The sequence below is a fragment of the Pasteurella sp. P03HT genome (assembly GCF_054052285.1).
Window position 1 is genome coordinate 60,536 of the sequence record NZ_JBSIUM010000009.1, and the last position, 16,841, is coordinate 77,376.

A 16,841-nucleotide genomic window follows, 5' to 3' on the forward strand; every position below is an offset into this window, starting at 1 on the left:
AAAGAATAAATAGGGTTATTCTCTTTCGGTTCGGGTAATTAGTCCGCCCCTAGTTGCGCATATTTGGTTATATATGGTGAATAATACCGCACCAAAATATACAGTTCAATACTGTATAAACTGGCTCTTTAAGCAACAATCTTTAAGTGTTTTGGTGGTGGAATAATTGGCTCTGGTGCTTGGCTTTCTACATAGTCCGCCCATTCTTGTAACATCACCGCCCTTTGTGCGAGATACAAGGATTTATCATAGGTACGTCTAATTTGATTTTTATCTTTATTTTGCTTGTGTGATAAGGCTCTTTCTATCCAGTCTGCTTTGTAGTCTTTCTCGTTTAATGACGTGCTGAATAAATGGCGTATGCCGTGCGTAGTAAGCCGTTTTTCCCCTATACCCTTGATAATGGCTTTACGCATTGCCTCAATGCTTAAATGACCGCTTTTCGCTGTTAAACTGGCAAACACAAATTCGCTATTAATGCCAAGTGCGGTGTGTAATTGCTGCATTTTATTAAATATCCCAACTGCTTGGCGTGATAGTGTTACTACGTGTTCTCTCCCTTCAGGTAGGTTTTTATTGCCCTTTTGTACTCGGTAAGTCCACGTTTTTTCCTTGTAATTAATATCCGCCCATTTCGCTTTGGCTATTTCAGACGGTCGCCCACCAGTCAGCACCACCAGCATCACCGCATAAAATGAGAATGGATTAAAACGGTTTTCATCTCTTGCTTTGTAAAAGCCGTGTAAGAACTCGCTTAATTCTTCAGGGGTAATAGTATTCATTCCCTTAGATACTGGCTTGTCAAATTCCTTGCCTATTTCTGCCAGCGGATTATGTGCAATCAATCCCCTATGAAGTGCGAACCGCATTACATTGTTAAGGTTGCCAATAATCTTTTTAACGGTTTCTAGCTTGCCCTCTTTCTCAAGTGGTTTGATAGCATTAATGGCGATAAGTGGCGTGATTTCTGATATTGGATAATTGGCAAAGTTTGGGAGTAAATGGCGTTCAAATAAAGCCCACGTATCTTTGGCGGTGCGTTCTGAAAAGTTAGCTTTGATTTTTCTATCTTCAAACCACGCCTTAGCCATTTTATCAAAGGTACGATTTAACTTATCCGCTTGCGCTTGTTCTTGTTGCTTACGGTAGGTTTGTGGGTCGATATTATTCGCCAACAAGGCGTTATATTCATCACGCTTGGCTCTGGCTTGTGATAGGGATAAATCAGGATAGGTGCCTAAGCTTATTGTCGTGCGTTTCTTAGTGTAAGGCTGGGCGTATCTAAAACGCCATAACTTCGCCCCTTTACGTGATACTTCTAAAAATAGCCCGTCACCATCATATAAAGGTTTGCTACTCGCTTTTGCGTTTTTGATCTCGCTGTCTGTTAGTTTCTTCACTAATCTAGCCATAAAAAAACTCCGTATAGAAAGAGTTATTTTTAGAAAGGGATTTTAAAGATAGTACTATTTTTCACATTTAGAAAATCTAGTACTAAACACTTCCAAGCCATATACATAAAGGCTTTATAAAACATTTAGTACTAGATTTTGCTATTTCCCCTTTGAGATTTTGGGAGTAAATAGTACTAAAATGGGTTCTTTCTAAAATTATAGTACTATTTATAGTACTAAAAATGTGGGTTAGAATGAATAAGTTTGATTAATTTTGCACTATGTAAAATGCGATAAACCTTGATTTTACTGGGTTTTATTGATTATTTTGGTGAGGTTTGATGAAGATTGATTTATGGATTGGCGGAGGAGAATGGGAGTCGAACCCACCCGAGATTGCTGGCAACCTCAACAGGATTTGAAGTCCTGCCGCTTCACCGGAAACGACGCTCCTCCGTATAGGAAAGTGGTTGAACTTTAACGCAAATCATCGTTTGATTCAAGTTCTGTGTGAAAATTTTCAGAAAGCTGACCGCACTTTTTTTAATCACATCACAAAATTTCGCTTTCTCACATATGAATACTGAATTTTCATCCAAAAACGAGTATGATTGAGCCAATTTGAAATAATACAGGAATCGCTATGTCTCTTTACGCACGTCTTCCTTCCGTCGATAAACTCTTAAAAATGCCAGAGGGTATGGCACTTGTTGCTGAATTTGGTCATTCGGCAGTGGTGAATATTTGCCGCCAATTAATTGAACAAGGGCGTGAAAGCATAAAAAATGAAAAGCACTTACCGCACTTTTTGGCTGATTTTGAACATACCCTCCAAGCCATTCGAGTCAAATTGACTCAACAACAACAGGTCAATATTCAATCTGTACATAATTTGACGGGTACAGTGCTACATACAAATTTAGGGCGCGCATTATGGTCAGAGGCGGCACAGCAAGCCGCATTAACGGCGATGCAACAAAATGTCGCATTGGAATATGATTTAGACGCGGGAAAACGTAGTCATCGAGACAATTATATTAGTGAATTATTGTGTCAATTGACAGGCGCTGAAGCCGCTTGTGTCGTAAACAATAATGCCGCAGCGGTTTTGTTAATGTTAGCCACTTTTGCCCAAGGCAAAGAAGTGATTATTTCACGAGGGGAATTAATTGAGATTGGCGGTGCTTTTCGTATTCCTGATATTATGCAACAAGCTGGCTGTAAACTGGTAGAAGTGGGTACAACTAACCGCACTCATTTAGCCGATTATCGTAACGCAATTAACGAAAATACGGCATTTTTAATGAAAGTTCACAGCAGCAACTACCAAATTTGTGGTTTTACAACATCTGTCTCTGAACAAGACTTAGTTACACTCGCCAATGAATTTAATCTCCCTGTCATCACCGATCTCGGCAGCGGCGCATTAGTCGATTTAAGCCAGTATGACTTGCCTGCCGAGCCGACAGTACAAGAAAAATATGCACAAGGAGTGGATTTAATTTCTTTCTCTGGCGATAAATTATTAGGCGGTCCTCAAGCTGGTATTATTGTCGGGAAAAAAACGTGGATTGATCGTTTACAGGCTCATCCGTTAAAACGTGCCTTGCGTTGTGATAAAGTGATTTTAGCGGGTTTAGAAGCAACACTGCGTTTATATTTACAACCTGAGAAATTAAGTGAAAAATTGACCACACTTGCGTTACTCACACAATCTGTTAATGAATTAGTCGAGAAAGCAGAAAAGCTCAAAGCAGCCTTGCAAGGAAAATTAGACAAGGATTATTTTGTACAAATCGAAGACAGTTCGGCTCAAATTGGTAGTGGCTCACAGCCGTTAGCCACGCTCCCCTCCATTGCGGTAACCATTTCAACGGAAACCTCTGGAAAATTAACCGCACTATTAAAACAGTTTAAACATTTACCGCAACCAATCATTTGCCGAGTAGAAAAAGAAAAAATTTGGCTTGATTTACGCAGTCTTGCTTGTTTGACGCGTTTATTAACGACAATAGAACAACTGTGAACCCCATTTTAAAGGGCAACATGATAGATGTTGCCCTTCTTTTTTCTTCCTAGTTTTTATGCTAAATCAAAGTGAGCATCGCAAGAGCATCGTATGATGGTGTCATGATAAACAGCAGTTCAATTTTGCGAACTGGTTTAGTTTCCTTGTGCTGATGAATAAAAAACCTTAGTCATTCACAGACTAAATGCTAAAATTAGCACCAAATTGAATAAAGGAAAGAAGATAAGATGATTATTGTTACGTCTGGTCATGTTGATCATGGCAAAACTGCTTTATTACAAGCCCTAACAGGGACCAATACAGCACATTTACCCGAAGAAAAAAAGCGTGGCATGACCATTGATTTAGGCTATGCCTATTTACCTCTTACTAACGATGTGGGGGGGGTAGAGCGCACGTTAGGCTTTATTGATGTCCCAGGTCATGAAAAATTTTTAGTCAATATGTTGGCGGGTTTAGGTGGAATACATTATGCCATGTTAATTGTTGCTGCCGATGAAGGAATACAAGCACAAACAACAGAACATCTCACCATCTTGCGCCTCCTACAATTAGAAAAAATTATCGTTGTAATCACGAAAGCAGATCGCGTCGATTCAACGCAAATTGATCAGCTTTCCCAGCATCTCAAACAACAATACACAATGTTAGCCGATGCACCTATTTTTGTTACCTCTGCCAAAACTCAGCAAGGTATTGACACGTTACGTCAATATTTAGCTCAACTCCCCAACTTGGCTGATGAAGATAAACCTTTTCGCTATGCAATTGACCGTGTTTTCAGCGTGAAAGGGGTCGGAGCGGTTGTTACAGGTACAGCCTTCTCTGGTAAAGTTGCGATCGATGATGAACTGTATTTATCAAATGGATATAAAATTCGGGTAAAAAACATTCATAGCCAAAATCAACAAGCGCAGCAGGGCGGCGCTGGTGAGCGTTTAGCACTAAATATCAATGCCGATTTAGATCGCCTTGCTATAGAGCGTGGAGATTGGCTCTTGTCTTACCCACCATTACCTGCAACAGAACGTTTCACCGTAAAAATTCAAGCTGAAAGTGCACTCAATGAAAGTCAACCCGTACACCTTTATCATGCCAGTGCTCGAACAACAGGTAAGCTAAATTTACTGCAAAATAAATCCCTGTCTCCAACGGAACAAGGATTAGCTGAAATTATGTTAGACAAGCCGCTGTTTCTCGCTTACGGCGATAAACTGATTTTACGCAGTGGGGATGCTAAACACATTATTGCAGGGGCAAAAGTACTCGAAGTGTATTCACCCAAACGTTATAAACGTACGGCAGAGCGCTTAGCATTTTTACACCAATTACAACAAGCAGAGACTGCAACAAAACGTATTGCACTTTATTTACAAAATAAAGCCGTCACTGCCAGTCACTTAATGTGGATTGAACAATTAACCACCTCACAGCTCGCGGATATCCTGCAACACAATCAGGCTATCCGTTTTCAAGATTGGTGTTTCACTGCAGATTATCAACAGCATCAAACTGAGAAATTATTGACCGCACTTGCCCTCTATCACCAACAACACAATGACCAACTGGGAATCAGCAAAGCCCGTTTATATCGTATCGCAACCTTAAATCAGCCAGAAAAACTCATTTATCACATTATTGATGAACTCTTGATGGCGGGTACATTGCAGCAAACGCGTGGTTGGTTACATTTGCCTGAACACAAAATTCTTTTCTCCGTGCAAGAACAGCAACTCTGGCAAGCTGTGCTTGCTCAATTTGAACAGCATCACGGGCAAGCACTTTGGGTACGCGATCTGGCACAAGCTTTGACGCAAGAAGAAAGTACGATGCGTAATTTCCTCTACAAAGCAGGAAAATTAGGTTATTTGACGCCAATTGTTAAAGATCGTTTTTTCCTGACTGAAACAATTTATGCTTACTCGCGCTTAGTAAAAGACTTTATTGCGCAACACGGTGCGATTTCTGTCAATCAATTACGTGATGAATTACAATTTGGACGCAAATTAGTCGTGCAATTAATCGAATATTTTGATCGCTGCGGTTTTTTACGTCGCAAAGGCAATGTTCATATATTACGAGATGGTGATGTTTTTGATTTATAAGTGTGGTGACATGGATGAATGTTGTAATGTAATCGCTCCGACTACGCAACGCACTTTACATTCGCCACAACCATTACAATCGGAAGTTAACGAGAGGGTATTTTGTTGGTGAAGGATCGCGTGCTGTGGGCAGGCTTGTTGACATTCTGTGCATGTTTGTCCTTGTTTCAGCAAACAAGTTGAATGGAATACTGGACGCAGTTCAGTATCCTTTGGGAACGCAAGATGCAACGCCTGCGTCGGACAAACTTCAGCACAGCGTCCGCAGAAATCACAAGCAGAAAAATCGATTTCTAAAACAGGTTTATGATTCATCAAATGAATTAAACCGTAGGGACAGGCTTGTGCACAATGACCGCAGCCATCACAAACTTCTGTAAATAACGCTTCTTTTGCAGCAAATGGCGGACGATGTTGCTCGCGTGGTGCGTGCTGCAAAGAAGCCTGTGCCCCCCCAAATATCCCTCTCAATAAGCCACGGCGAGATACGGTATGATGGCTTAAATAAGCCTCATAATAACGCTCATCTCGATGGTGAAGAGAATATTGGTGATCATTTTGCATCATACTGACTCAATAGATTAACGATAAAAACGTGCAGGTTTGACATCCAATGCTAACGCTTGTTTCCAACCGTCTAATGTCAATTGTGTTAATGTTGCGAGCGCGCGATAAAACACAGACTCATTTTGCTCAGATAAAAGCGTTAAATAACGCGATGACCAAACCAGAAAATGCTCACTCAAAAATGTATTGAGCAATGTGGGATGATGCTCTGCTAAATAGGCAGAAAGCATTAACATCAAACCAATATGATCTTCAGGCTCGTGTTGTTCATTCACAAATTCCACATTATTCTGCCGTAAAAACTCACGCAGTCTTAATAGAGACTCCCCAAAAATCACTGATTCTGGATCCAAATAAACAGAGCCCCATGGTGCCGCAAACAGAGCATCAGGACCGATAAATAATGTCTGATATTCAAGATCGAGCCGAGCAGACGCTACCCCTTGTTTCATAGCTTGCACTAATTCACTCGGTGGTGTAGGTTGCCACTCTTCTTGCCAATCTGGTCGTCGGAAAATATTTAACATCGGCACGATATCTTGATTATCTGGTGCATAATAGAATAATGCCCCTAATAAACGTCCCGACATCGCGATCCAAGAAAGTTTTTCTGTTTGATTCATAACATAGTAATCCGAAAATATTGAAAAAAGGCGGCACATCACAGAAATCATACAGAGGGCAAGCTAATGCTTACCCTCATCGAATGACCCTATGCGCCAACCGCCATCCCCGCGGTCATATGTAATCCATAAAATAATATACGTCCCAGCATTTCACCCGCTAACACACAACATACCGCAAGCAATTTACTGACCATTGAACTTGGTTTATGCACAACATAGAACAGCAACACAATAGCCAAACCAATTAAACTAAAACGTATTGCGCTGAGTACCGCAAAGTCAGGCACTAACGCTGTTGCTGTTTGTACTGAAGTGACAATATTCCCTAACGTAAAACCTTGATAAACGACTACAATTGCCGCCACCAATGCTGTCATAGCAACAACTGTTGGGACCCAAGAAATGACGTTACCCTCTGGACGTTCTGTGTGTAATAAGCCATAACCGAGTGTAAAACCTGCTAAAATAATGGTGAGATAGAAATTCCAGGTCGTAAAACTGCTGTCCCACGTTGGTACTGTCGAAATATGGTAAACCTGATTCATCATATACATAAAGACAATACCCACTGCAGAAGCCAGTACAAGCAAGAACGACTCTAGCGCTTTAGGTAATTTCTCCATTATTGCGAATAACCAATACAATCCAGCAATTGCAAAGAATAATGCCCCCGTTGCAATTTCATTACTGAGCATAGACTGACCAACACGATTTAAGGCATTAAACGCACGGAAAGGTGACCCTAAGTGGATCACAGAAGCAATAAAGCCCACCCCTAATACTGCGAGTAAAATAAACATCGCTTTATGTATATAGCGGCGATAATGCTTATCTTGTGTACTAAAAAGTACGACTGAGAACAATAAAAATGCGCCGACAACCGATTGAGCTAATACGGTAAAAATGACTAAAGGGAGTTCATGTAATCCGTTCATTTTACACCTCTCTTGGATTTGCTAAGAAACCCGTTGTATCACCACTCGGGCGAGCATGTTTATTCGTTTTTACGACTAAATTTGGTGACGTTAAATCAGCTGGTGGTAAAGGAGCAATTGACGCTTGTTCACCGTATTTTTCTCTTAATTCTGAGATAGGTGCAAAATCCAACGCACGTAACGGACAAGCCTCTACGCAGATTGGTTTCTGACCTGCTTTCACCCTTGCATAACAACCATCACATTTCGTCATATGTCCTTTTGTTGCATCATATTGTGGTGCATCATATGGGCATGCCATGTGACAGTAGCGACATCCAATACAAATATCTTCATTCACTATCACAAAACCGTCTGCATTTTTGTGCATCGCCCCAGTAGGACATACTTTCACACAAGCAGGATCATCACAGTGATTACAAGAAATGGACAGATAATAAGTAAACACATCGTGATTCCAACATCCTTGCTGATCTTGTTGCCAACTTCCCCCAGCATATTCATAAATACGGCGAAAATTGACCGCAGTATCGAGATCTTTATAATCTTTACAGGCTAATTCACAAGTTTTACAGCCTGTACAGCGATCTGAATCAAAATAAAAACCATATTGTTCCATAGCTCACTCCTTAGACTTTCTCAACTTGGACTAAATTCGAATGTTGTGGATTACCCTTCGCCAACGGTGATGGTCGTTGTGTTGTTAGCACATTAACACAACCCGCATGGTCAATCCCCTGACTGTCTGGTGCATACCATGCCCCTTCGCCCAACGCAACAACACCTGGAATAATACGTGGCGTCACTTTGGCATGAATATGCACTTCACCGCGGTCATTAAATACACGAATCATATCGCCATTTTTAATATTGCGCGCCTGTGCATCAATTGGGTTAATCCAAACTTCTTGTGGATTTGCCGCTTTAATCACATCGACATTCCCATAAGTAGAGTGAGTTCTGGCTTTATAATGGAAGCCCGTCATTTGCAATGGATATTTTTCCATTAATTTATCGCCATAATGTTCAAAACTATCCGCATGCACTGGAAGTGGGTGAATCACTTCGTCTTTTTCCAATTTCCAAGTTTTTGCAATTTCCGCCAAACGAGAAGAGTAAATTTCAATTTTGCCAGAAGGTGTTTTCAATGGATGCGCCTCTGGATCTTCACGGAAAGATTTATACGCGATATAGAAACCATTTGGATCCACTTTTTTGAAAATACCTTGTTGTCTAAATGCCTCGAATGTAGGTAACTCTGGAAGTTTTTCACGTGATAACTGATAAATATGACGTAGCCATTCTTCTTGCGTACGACCTTCAGTGAATTGTTCTTTAATCCCCATTTTCTCGGCTAGCGCACTTAACATGTCATAAATATTACGACACTCAAATGCTGGGGTAATCACCTGATCCGCAAAAATCACATAACTCATATTGGCAACAAACGCATCCATACAGAAATCCATCTGTTCAGACGCGGTACAATCTGGTAACAAAATATCACTGTATTTTGCTGTTGAAGTCATGTGGTTATCAATTGTGATGATCAACTCACATTGGTCTTCATTTTGTAAAATCTCATGTGTTCGATTAATATCCGAATGTTGATTGATGAGACAGTTACTTGCGTAATTCCAAATCACTTTAATCGGTGCAGTCAGTTTATCTACCCCTCGGATCCCGTCCGTCAATGCTGTCATCTCGTGAGCACGGAAAATCGCATCGGTCCACAAGAACATCGGGATACTCGCTTTGACAGGGTTTTTAAGGGTTGGCATCCGCACAAATGGTACTTTATAAGTACTTTCTCTCGCGCCAGTATTTCCGCCACTAATACCAACGTTCCCTGTCAAAATAGGCAACATAGCGATAGCTCGAGAAATTAATTCACCATTACTACGACGCTGCGGTCCCCAGCCTTGTGAGATATATGCAGGCTTCGCGCCCGCAATTTCACGTGCTAACTTGATAATACGTTGAACAGGAATCCCTGTAATTTTCGCCGCCCATTCTGGTGTTTTGGCAATACCATCCTCACCTTCACCTAAAATATAAGCTTTATAATGGCTATTTTTTGGTGCATCCGCAGGCAACGTTTTTTCATCATAGCCCACGCAATATTTATCCAAGAATGGTTGATCCACTAAGTCTTCAGTGATCATCACATACGCTAGAGCTGAAACTAAAGCCGCATCTGTACCTGGGCGAATAGGAATCCATTCATCTTCACGCCCTGCTGCAGTATCTGTATAACGAGGATCAATAACGATCATTTTAGCATTAGATTTTTCGCGTGCTTGCTCGATACAATACGTCAAGCCACCACCACTCATACGGGTTTCTGCAGGGTTATTACCAAATAACACGATCAATTTGGTATTTTCAACGTCTGCCAGTCCATTACCACTCGCCCAACCACCCCCGTAGGTATAATCCAATCCGACTGCGATTTGTGCCGTACTATAGTCACCATAATGATTGAGGTATCCCCCCAAACAGTTCATGAAACGTGCAATCATCGTCGAACCTGGCGGCCAAGATTTCGTCATCGTTCCACCTAGCGTACCCGTACCATAATTGAGATAAATTGACTCATTACCGTATTTCTCAATATTTTTACGTAAAGATGCAGCAATTTCGTTTAACGCCTCATCCCAACTAATGCGTTTAAACTTACCTTCACCTCGTTTCCCCACCCGTTTCATCGGATATTTCAAACGGTCTGGATTATACACACGGCGACGCATAGAACGACCACGTAAACACGCCCGCACTTGATGATCCAAGTTATACGTTTCTGTTCCCGTATTATCCGTTTCAACGTATAAAATCTGGTTATCCTTGACATGCATTCTTAATGGGCAACGACTACCGCAGTTTACAGTACACGCACTCCAAACGATTTTTTCACCTTTCACATCGACCGCACTTTTATCTGCGGCAGTCACTTTAAAAGGTAAGGTGAGATGAGTAGCGGCTACGGCGGCGCCAATAGACGTATTTTTTAACAAAGTACGTCTTGTTATTGCAGGATTGATAATTGATTTATCCATAACTTCTCCCCCGATGGTTATGTCATACAAAGACACGTTATATGCTCCATTTAACAACTAAAAAGGAGTAGAAAATGTGAGACAGATCAAGTTTTCTGACTCTACATACGACAAAAAAGGGATAAACATGATATAAATCAATGATTTAAAATAATGATAACAATTTGTATTTTTAAGTAAGAAAGAAGCAAAAAGAAAAGCAAAGAAAAAAGCAAAGAAAAAGGGAAAGATTGCCTTTTCAACAAAGGCAATCACATATTTTACTGTTGTAATTAATTGTCGATATCCACACTGACAACCTCAGCTTCATTTTTGAGTAACACATACACATTTTGAAGCATGATTTTATCAGTAATTAAACAGCGAATAGTTAAGCGAACATCTTCTGTATTCGGTAAATCTTTCACATTAAGGCTATCAATACGGTACTGATTACGAATCAAAATATCGGTCACTTTCCCAATTGCCCCCGCATTGTTTAACTGAATGGTTAATTTTGTTTTACGAATTTTATTGTTACGACGCACAAGGCTTTGCACAATAGGACTTAAACGTACTGCAATTAAAATCATCAATGTCGCAATAATGGCATCAAAGAAAAAGCCTGCGCCACTCGCAATCCCAATGCCTGCTGCCGCCCAAATAATCGCCGCTGTTGTTAAGCCCGAAATAGCATCATTACTTTTACGTAAAATCACCCCAGCGCCTAAAAAACCAATTCCACTAATCACTTGTGCAGCTAAACGCATAGGATCAGTACGAATATTTTCTGACACCTGGGCATAATGTTCTGCCGCTTGAATAGACACAATCGTTAAAACACAAGTGGTCACCGCAATAATCACACAGGTTTTTACACCAACCGCTTTGCGCTTTAATTCGCGTTCTAAACCAATAATCCCGCCAAGTAACATGGCAAGTGCCATTTTCGCTAAAATCGAAAAGTGGCTAGATGCTAAAAAAAGATTAAATAATTCAATAAATGTTTTCATAAATAGACAGAAAGGCAAAATAACAATGAAAGAAAAAATAATTCTAACAAGGGAATAAGATAAGTCTAGAGTAAAGCAAAAATATATTATGTCATTCTACTTTCACGACAACACACCAAACAGATTGATTTTATTCAAATAAATCCTTTATCTTTTACTATACCGCACATGAACTTAATCATCCGCACAGTCACTTATCAAGACTTCACAAGAATGATTCTCCCCAGCGTTAAGAAAAGAAATCTCATCTCCACTATCAATCGGATGAGAGCATTTTTAAGCAATTAGAACGATCAGACGATTTTGTAAAGAAATTTGCTAAAATTTGCAGTAAAATGACCGCACTTTTAACTTAATTACGGAAACTATGTCAATTTCTAAACAAAAATTAATTGCTTATGCGCAATTGATGCGTTTTGACAAACCTATCGGCACTTTATTACTCCTTTGGCCAACACTTTGGGCACTCTTCTTATCAGTAAAGGGGATACCAGATTGGTCTATTTTAACCATTTTTGTGTTAGGGGTAATTTTAATGCGAGCAGCGGGTTGCGTAATTAACGATTATGCTGATCGCCACATTGATGGCAAAGTAAAACGGACATCTCAGCGCCCTCTAGCAACAGGTGCCGCCACACCACAAGAAGCAAAAGCCTTATTTGTTATCCTGATTTTCTGTGCATTTATTCTGGTCCTGTTTCTAAATTACTATGCCATCGCATTGTCCTTTATTGCCGTTTTATTGGCGTTTATTTATCCCTTTATGAAACGCTACACTCACTTACCTCAATTATTCTTAGGAATGGCATTCGGCTGGTCAATCCCAATGGCATACGGTGCGTCTATCGAAGCATTACCCCTTGAATGCTGGCTATTATTTTTCGCCAATTTAACTTGGACTGTAGCTTACGATACGCAATACGCGATGGTAGATCGTGATGATGATCTCCGTATTGGTGTCAAATCAACTGCAATTTTATTTGCACAATATGACAACAAAATTATTTCATTACTACAAATCATCACACTGATTTTTCTAGGTTTAATAGGTCATCTTGCCCAACTACATGAAAGTTATTTTCTCGTATTGGGGCTCGCCACACTCCTCTTTATTTATCAATGTAAGCTCATCAAAAATCGAGTGCGAGAAGCCTGTTTTAAGGCATTTTTAAACAATAATTATTTTGGTGCGATGGTGTTTATCGCTTTTTTATGTGGCATTTTCTATTCTCCTTAGTGCTACGACCGCATTAAAATACGACGCTTTGTTGTAAACGAACCTTGATTTTTCTGACTTCACCTCAATATAAGCCAGTATGTTTTAATCGATAAAGGAAAACAACATGACAACAATTGTAAGTGTTCGCCGCAATGGACAAGTCGTCGTCGGTGGCGACGGACAAGTTTCATTAGGGAATACCGTAATGAAAGGCAATGCCCGTAAAGTACGCCGTTTATACAATGGGAAAGTCCTTGCAGGCTTCGCAGGCGGGACCGCCGATGCCTTTACGTTATTTGAATTATTTGAACGTAAATTAGAAATGCACCAAGGACATTTACTAAAAAGTGCGGTGGAATTAGCAAAAGATTGGCGAACTGATCGCGCATTACGCAAGCTAGAAGCGATGCTAATTGTTGCAGATGAAAAAGAAAGCCTCATCATTACAGGCATTGGTGATGTTGTTCAACCTGAGGAAGATCAAATCCTAGCCATCGGCTCTGGTGGTAATTTTGCCTTATCTGCAGCTCGTGCACTCGTCGAAAATACTGACTTATCTGCACGAGAAATTGTAGAAAAATCCTTAAAAATCGCGGGCGATATCTGCGTGTATACCAACACCAATTTTACTATTGAAGAATTACCTAATCACTAATTAGGTCATAGGAGCAAACATGTCTGAAATGACCCCTAGAGAAATTGTCTCTGAATTGGATCAACATATTGTTGGTCAAGCAGATGCTAAAAGAGCGGTGGCGATTGCATTAAGAAATCGTTGGAGAAGAATGCAGCTCCAAGAGCCACTCCGTCACGAAGTAACCCCAAAAAATATTCTCATGATTGGACCAACAGGGGTAGGTAAAACTGAAATTGCTCGTCGTTTAGCTAAACTCGCGAATGCCCCTTTTATTAAAGTAGAAGCAACAAAATTCACTGAAGTCGGTTATGTAGGCAAAGAAGTGGATTCGATTGTTCGTGATTTAACTGATAGCGCAATGAAATTAGTTCGTCAAACTGAGATCGAAAAAAACCGTTTCCGTGCAGAAGAAGCCGCAGAAGATCGTATTTTAGATGCCCTACTTCCTCCTCCAAAAAACCAATGGGGACAAGTTGAAGCATCAGATAACAATAGCAGTACGCGTCAAGTATTCCGTAAAAAATTACGTGAAGGTCAGTTAGACGACAAAGAAATCGAAATTGATGTTGCCAGTGTTTCAATGGGTGTTGAAATCATGGCACCTCCAGGTATGGAAGAAATGACCAATCAATTACAGTCAATGTTCCAAAACCTCTCAACTGGGCAAACTAAAAAGCGCAAAATGAAAATCAAAGAGGCGTTCAAAACCCTAATTGATGATGAAGCCGCTAAATTAATCAATCCAGAAGAGCTAAAACAAAAAGCCATTGATGCCGTTGAACAAAATGGGATTGTGTTCATTGATGAAATCGACAAAATCTGTAAAAAAGGGGAATACAGCGGTGCGGATGTATCACGTGAAGGTGTACAACGTGACTTATTGCCATTAGTGGAAGGGACCACGGTGAACACCAAACACGGCATGGTCAAAACCGACCACATCCTATTCATTGCATCAGGGGCTTTCCAAGTAGCACGTCCTTCCGATCTCATCCCTGAATTACAAGGTCGCTTACCGATTCGTGTCGAATTATCCGCGTTGAGTGCGGTCGATTTCGAACGAATTTTAACTGAGCCTCATGCTTCTTTAACTGAACAATACAAGGCTCTCATGGCAACTGAAGGGGTCAATATCGAATTCACGCCAGATGCGATCAAGAAAATTGCGGAAGCTGCATTTCGAGTCAATGAAAAAACAGAAAATATTGGCGCCCGCCGTTTACACACCGTAATGGAACGCTTAATGGATAAAATCTCATTTGGTGCAAGTGAAATGAGTGGACAGCTTATCAATATTGATGCGGCATATGTCGCAGATGCCCTTGGCGATGTCGTAGAAAATGAAGATTTAAGTCGTTTTATTCTGTAAAATTAAAAGCACCATACTCGTCCAAGAGCGTCCGTGTATGGTGCTTCCTTTCTTAAAGATTGATACTAAATACTCAGCAACAATTACTTCCTCAATTTCACTAACTCGACAGCATGATCCGCACCCTTAGTCAAAATTAAGTTTGCACGTTCACGCGTTGGTAAAATATTTTGTTTGAGATTTAACCCATTAATGTCATCCCAAATTTTACTGGCGGTCGCAATGGCATCTTCCCGTGATAAACTGGCATAATGTTTGAAGTATGAATTAGGATCGCTAAACGCACTTTGACGAAACTTCAAAAACCGACTGATATACCATTCTTTTAATAAAGCTTCATCGGCATCAACATAAATAGAAAAATCAACAAAGTCAGATACAAACATTTGATTCGAACGATTATCACCCGTTTGTAGTACATTTAACCCTTCTAAAATTAAAATATCAGGTTGATCAATCACATTAAGTTGATCAGGTATAATGTCATACGTTAAATGAGAATAAATAGGTGCCGTAACATGTGGTTTACCAGATTTAATATCTGCCAGAAAACGAATTAAGCGCGGCGTATCATAAGAAATAGGGAACCCTTTCTTATGTAAAATGCCATCTTGTTGTAATTTTGCTAACGGATACAAAAATCCATCAGTAGTAATTAAATCTACTTTGCGTACTTCTGGCCATTGCGATAATAATGATTGAACAATCCGCGCAGACGTACTTTTACCTACTGCAACACTCCCTGCAATACTAATAATATAAGGCACATTGCGATGATTGATTCCAAGGAAGCGGTTCATGACGTACTGGCGGTGTAATCTTTCTTCTATATAGTAGTTAATCAAACGTACTAAAGGTAGATAAATAGTCCGCACTTCATCTAAAGAAAGTTCTTCATTAATCCCCAACAAGGGTTTTAAATCTTGTTCAGTTAATGTCAAAGGAACAGATTTACGCAATTCTGCCCATTGCTCACGATTAAATGATAAAAAAGGGGTCAATTGATTTGATAAAAAATTTGTGTCTAATGTTTCCACAACTCGTTCAACTTCTTTTATATAGCAGTAAATTGGATATGAAATATACCTTATAAATACACAAAATCGCATAAAATTTTTACAAATCCAGCAAATTTATACTAAAAAAAGCCTTTTTTGACTGATAATTAGGCGAACAATTAAAAAAATCATTTTTTTTCAAAAAAACACTTGTCAGCGATAAAAATTTCCCTATAATACGCCTCACTTGCTTATGAGATGCCGACTTAGCTCAGTAGGTAGAGCAACTGACTTGTAATCAGTAGGTCACCAGTTCGATTCCGGTAGTCGGCACCATTCTTCTCTGCAAGTGTTCATTTAACGCGGAGGGATTCCCGAGCGGCCAAAGGGAGCAGACTGTAAATCTGCCGGCTCAGCCTTCGAAGGTTCGAATCCTTCTCCCTCCACCATTTTTTAAATGAATCGCATTCTGATGGGTCAGATGAATTTAGGACTGCGGGCATCGTATAATGGCTATTACCTCAGCCTTCCAAGCTGATGATGCGGGTTCGATTCCCGCTGCCCGCTCCAAACGCTGATATAGCTCAGTTGGTAGAGCGCACCCTTGGTAAGGGTGAGGTCGGCGGTTCAAATCCGCCTATCAGCACCAGTCTTAAACTTCCATTCTGTCCTTTAATTAATAGCAAATTTTGAATTTTGGTTAATGTGGTATATTGAACCATCCATAACCGTGTTTGTTTAGAGGGACTCTCAATGTCTAAAGAAAAATTTGAACGTACAAAACCGCACGTAAACGTGGGTACAATCGGCCACGTTGACCATGGTAAAACAACTTTAACAGCAGCAATCACTACAGTATTATCAAAACACTTTGGTGGTGCAGCACGTGCATTCGACCAAATCGATAACGCGCC

Annotated in this window: 14 protein-coding genes and 5 tRNA genes; 10 read left to right on the forward strand and 9 right to left on the reverse strand. The window is 40.2% G+C overall.

The window, feature by feature from the left end; genetic code table 11:
- Nucleotides 1–128: 128 nt before the first annotated feature.
- Together ACWIT3_RS08440 and ACWIT3_RS08445 are read right to left on the reverse strand one after the other, a co-directional pair.
- A complete protein-coding gene (locus tag ACWIT3_RS08440; RefSeq protein ID WP_457162286.1) occupies nt 129–1,412 on the reverse strand; it encodes a tyrosine-type recombinase/integrase in 1,284 nt (427 codons plus the stop codon).
- 343 nt (nt 1,413–1,755) lie between these two features.
- Nucleotides 1,756–1,850, reverse strand: a tRNA-Sec gene (locus ACWIT3_RS08445).
- 187 nt (nt 1,851–2,037) lie between these two features.
- On the opposite strand from ACWIT3_RS08445, the gene selA reads away from it, so the two are divergent.
- Together selA and selB are read left to right on the forward strand one after the other, a co-directional pair.
- On the forward strand, nt 2,038–3,420 hold the full coding sequence (gene selA / locus ACWIT3_RS08450) for an L-seryl-tRNA(Sec) selenium transferase (protein ID WP_457162287.1): 1,383 nt from the start codon (nt 2,038–2,040) through the stop codon (nt 3,418–3,420).
- A 230-nt stretch (nt 3,421–3,650) separates the two neighbouring features.
- Nucleotides 3,651–5,528: a selenocysteine-specific translation elongation factor gene (selB, locus tag ACWIT3_RS08455; RefSeq protein ID WP_457162288.1), complete on the forward strand. Its 1,878-nt coding sequence runs from the start codon at nt 3,651–3,653 to the stop codon at nt 5,526–5,528.
- Here selB and napF read toward each other — a convergent pair.
- The 6 genes from napF to ACWIT3_RS08485 form a co-directional block, all read right to left on the reverse strand.
- A complete protein-coding gene (napF, locus tag ACWIT3_RS08460) occupies nt 5,523–6,095 on the reverse strand; it encodes a ferredoxin-type protein NapF (RefSeq protein WP_457162289.1) in 573 nt (190 codons plus the stop codon). The two genes, selB and napF, sit on opposite strands and share 6 nt — an antisense overlap.
- A 14-nt stretch (nt 6,096–6,109) precedes the next feature.
- Nucleotides 6,110–6,718, reverse strand: a complete 609-nt coding sequence (gene dmsD / locus ACWIT3_RS08465) for a Tat proofreading chaperone DmsD (RefSeq protein ID WP_457162290.1) — start codon at nt 6,716–6,718, stop codon at nt 6,110–6,112.
- An 89-nt stretch (nt 6,719–6,807) separates the two neighbouring features.
- On the reverse strand, nt 6,808–7,656 hold the full coding sequence (locus tag ACWIT3_RS08470) for a dimethyl sulfoxide reductase anchor subunit family protein (protein WP_457162291.1): 849 nt from the start codon (nt 7,654–7,656) through the stop codon (nt 6,808–6,810).
- 1 nt (nt 7,657) lies between these two features.
- The gene (locus ACWIT3_RS08475) at nt 7,658–8,275 is read right to left on the reverse strand and encodes a DMSO/selenate family reductase complex B subunit (RefSeq protein ID WP_457162292.1); all 618 of its coding nucleotides are present in this window, start codon (nt 8,273–8,275) and stop codon (nt 7,658–7,660) included.
- Nucleotides 8,276–8,285: 10 nt separating this feature from the next.
- A complete protein-coding gene (locus ACWIT3_RS08480) occupies nt 8,286–10,712 on the reverse strand; it encodes a DMSO/selenate family reductase complex A subunit (protein ID WP_457162293.1) in 2,427 nt (808 codons plus the stop codon).
- Nucleotides 10,713–10,984: 272 nt separating this feature from the next.
- The gene (locus tag ACWIT3_RS08485; RefSeq protein WP_457162294.1) at nt 10,985–11,704 is read right to left on the reverse strand and encodes an MgtC/SapB family protein; all 720 of its coding nucleotides are present in this window, start codon (nt 11,702–11,704) and stop codon (nt 10,985–10,987) included.
- A gap of 367 nt (nt 11,705–12,071) precedes the next feature.
- On the opposite strand from ACWIT3_RS08485, the gene ubiA reads away from it, so the two are divergent.
- From ubiA to hslU, 3 genes are all read left to right on the forward strand, one after another.
- Nucleotides 12,072–12,941, forward strand: a complete 870-nt coding sequence (gene ubiA, locus ACWIT3_RS08490) for a 4-hydroxybenzoate octaprenyltransferase (RefSeq protein ID WP_457162295.1) — start codon at nt 12,072–12,074, stop codon at nt 12,939–12,941.
- 106 nt (nt 12,942–13,047) lie between these two features.
- The gene (gene hslV / locus ACWIT3_RS08495) at nt 13,048–13,578 is read left to right on the forward strand and encodes an ATP-dependent protease subunit HslV (protein ID WP_457162296.1); all 531 of its coding nucleotides are present in this window, start codon (nt 13,048–13,050) and stop codon (nt 13,576–13,578) included.
- A gap of 19 nt (nt 13,579–13,597) precedes the next feature.
- Nucleotides 13,598–14,929, forward strand: a complete 1,332-nt coding sequence (hslU, locus tag ACWIT3_RS08500; protein WP_457162297.1) for an HslU--HslV peptidase ATPase subunit — start codon at nt 13,598–13,600, stop codon at nt 14,927–14,929.
- 83 nt (nt 14,930–15,012) lie between these two features.
- Here the strand turns inward: hslU and coaA are convergent, their stop codons facing one another.
- Complete coding sequence (gene coaA, locus ACWIT3_RS08505; protein ID WP_457162298.1) at nt 15,013–15,966, reverse strand: type I pantothenate kinase; 954 nt, start codon at nt 15,964–15,966, stop codon at nt 15,013–15,015.
- A 221-nt stretch (nt 15,967–16,187) separates the two neighbouring features.
- Here coaA and ACWIT3_RS08510 point away from each other — a divergent pair.
- The 5 genes from ACWIT3_RS08510 to ACWIT3_RS08530 form a co-directional block, all read left to right on the forward strand.
- Nucleotides 16,188–16,263, forward strand: a tRNA-Thr gene (locus tag ACWIT3_RS08510).
- Between the two features lie 28 nt (nt 16,264–16,291).
- A tRNA-Tyr gene (locus tag ACWIT3_RS08515) sits at nt 16,292–16,376 on the forward strand.
- Between the two features lie 46 nt (nt 16,377–16,422).
- Nucleotides 16,423–16,497: transfer RNA gene (locus ACWIT3_RS08520), tRNA-Gly, on the forward strand.
- 3 nt (nt 16,498–16,500) lie between these two features.
- A tRNA-Thr gene (locus tag ACWIT3_RS08525) sits at nt 16,501–16,576 on the forward strand.
- 104 nt (nt 16,577–16,680) lie between these two features.
- Nucleotides 16,681–16,841 (forward strand): GTP-binding protein (locus ACWIT3_RS08530; RefSeq protein ID WP_457162299.1); only part of this gene is annotated, 161 nt, incomplete at its 3' end.

Excerpts from the sequence above, each read along its gene's own strand:
- ACWIT3_RS08485 (WP_457162294.1), bottom strand. The coding sequence starts at position 11,704 with ATGAAAACATTTATTGAATTATTTAATCTTTTTTTAGCATCTAGCCAC.
- ACWIT3_RS08480 (WP_457162293.1), bottom strand. The coding sequence starts at position 10,712 with ATGGATAAATCAATTATCAATCCTGCAATAACAAGACGTACTTTGTTA.
- napF (WP_457162289.1), bottom strand. The coding sequence starts at position 6,095 with ATGATGCAAAATGATCACCAATATTCTCTTCACCATCGAGATGAGCGT.
- ACWIT3_RS08440 (WP_457162286.1), bottom strand. The coding sequence starts at position 1,412 with ATGGCTAGATTAGTGAAGAAACTAACAGACAGCGAGATCAAAAACGCA.
- selA (WP_457162287.1), top strand. The coding sequence starts at position 2,038 with ATGTCTCTTTACGCACGTCTTCCTTCCGTCGATAAACTCTTAAAAATG.
- ACWIT3_RS08470 (WP_457162291.1), bottom strand. The coding sequence starts at position 7,656 with ATGAACGGATTACATGAACTCCCTTTAGTCATTTTTACCGTATTAGCT.
- ubiA (WP_457162295.1), top strand. The coding sequence starts at position 12,072 with ATGTCAATTTCTAAACAAAAATTAATTGCTTATGCGCAATTGATGCGT.
- dmsD (WP_457162290.1), bottom strand. The coding sequence starts at position 6,718 with ATGAATCAAACAGAAAAACTTTCTTGGATCGCGATGTCGGGACGTTTA.
- selB (WP_457162288.1), top strand. The coding sequence starts at position 3,651 with ATGATTATTGTTACGTCTGGTCATGTTGATCATGGCAAAACTGCTTTA.
- hslU (WP_457162297.1), top strand. The coding sequence starts at position 13,598 with ATGTCTGAAATGACCCCTAGAGAAATTGTCTCTGAATTGGATCAACAT.
- ACWIT3_RS08475 (WP_457162292.1), bottom strand. The coding sequence starts at position 8,275 with ATGGAACAATATGGTTTTTATTTTGATTCAGATCGCTGTACAGGCTGT.
- hslV (WP_457162296.1), top strand. The coding sequence starts at position 13,048 with ATGACAACAATTGTAAGTGTTCGCCGCAATGGACAAGTCGTCGTCGGT.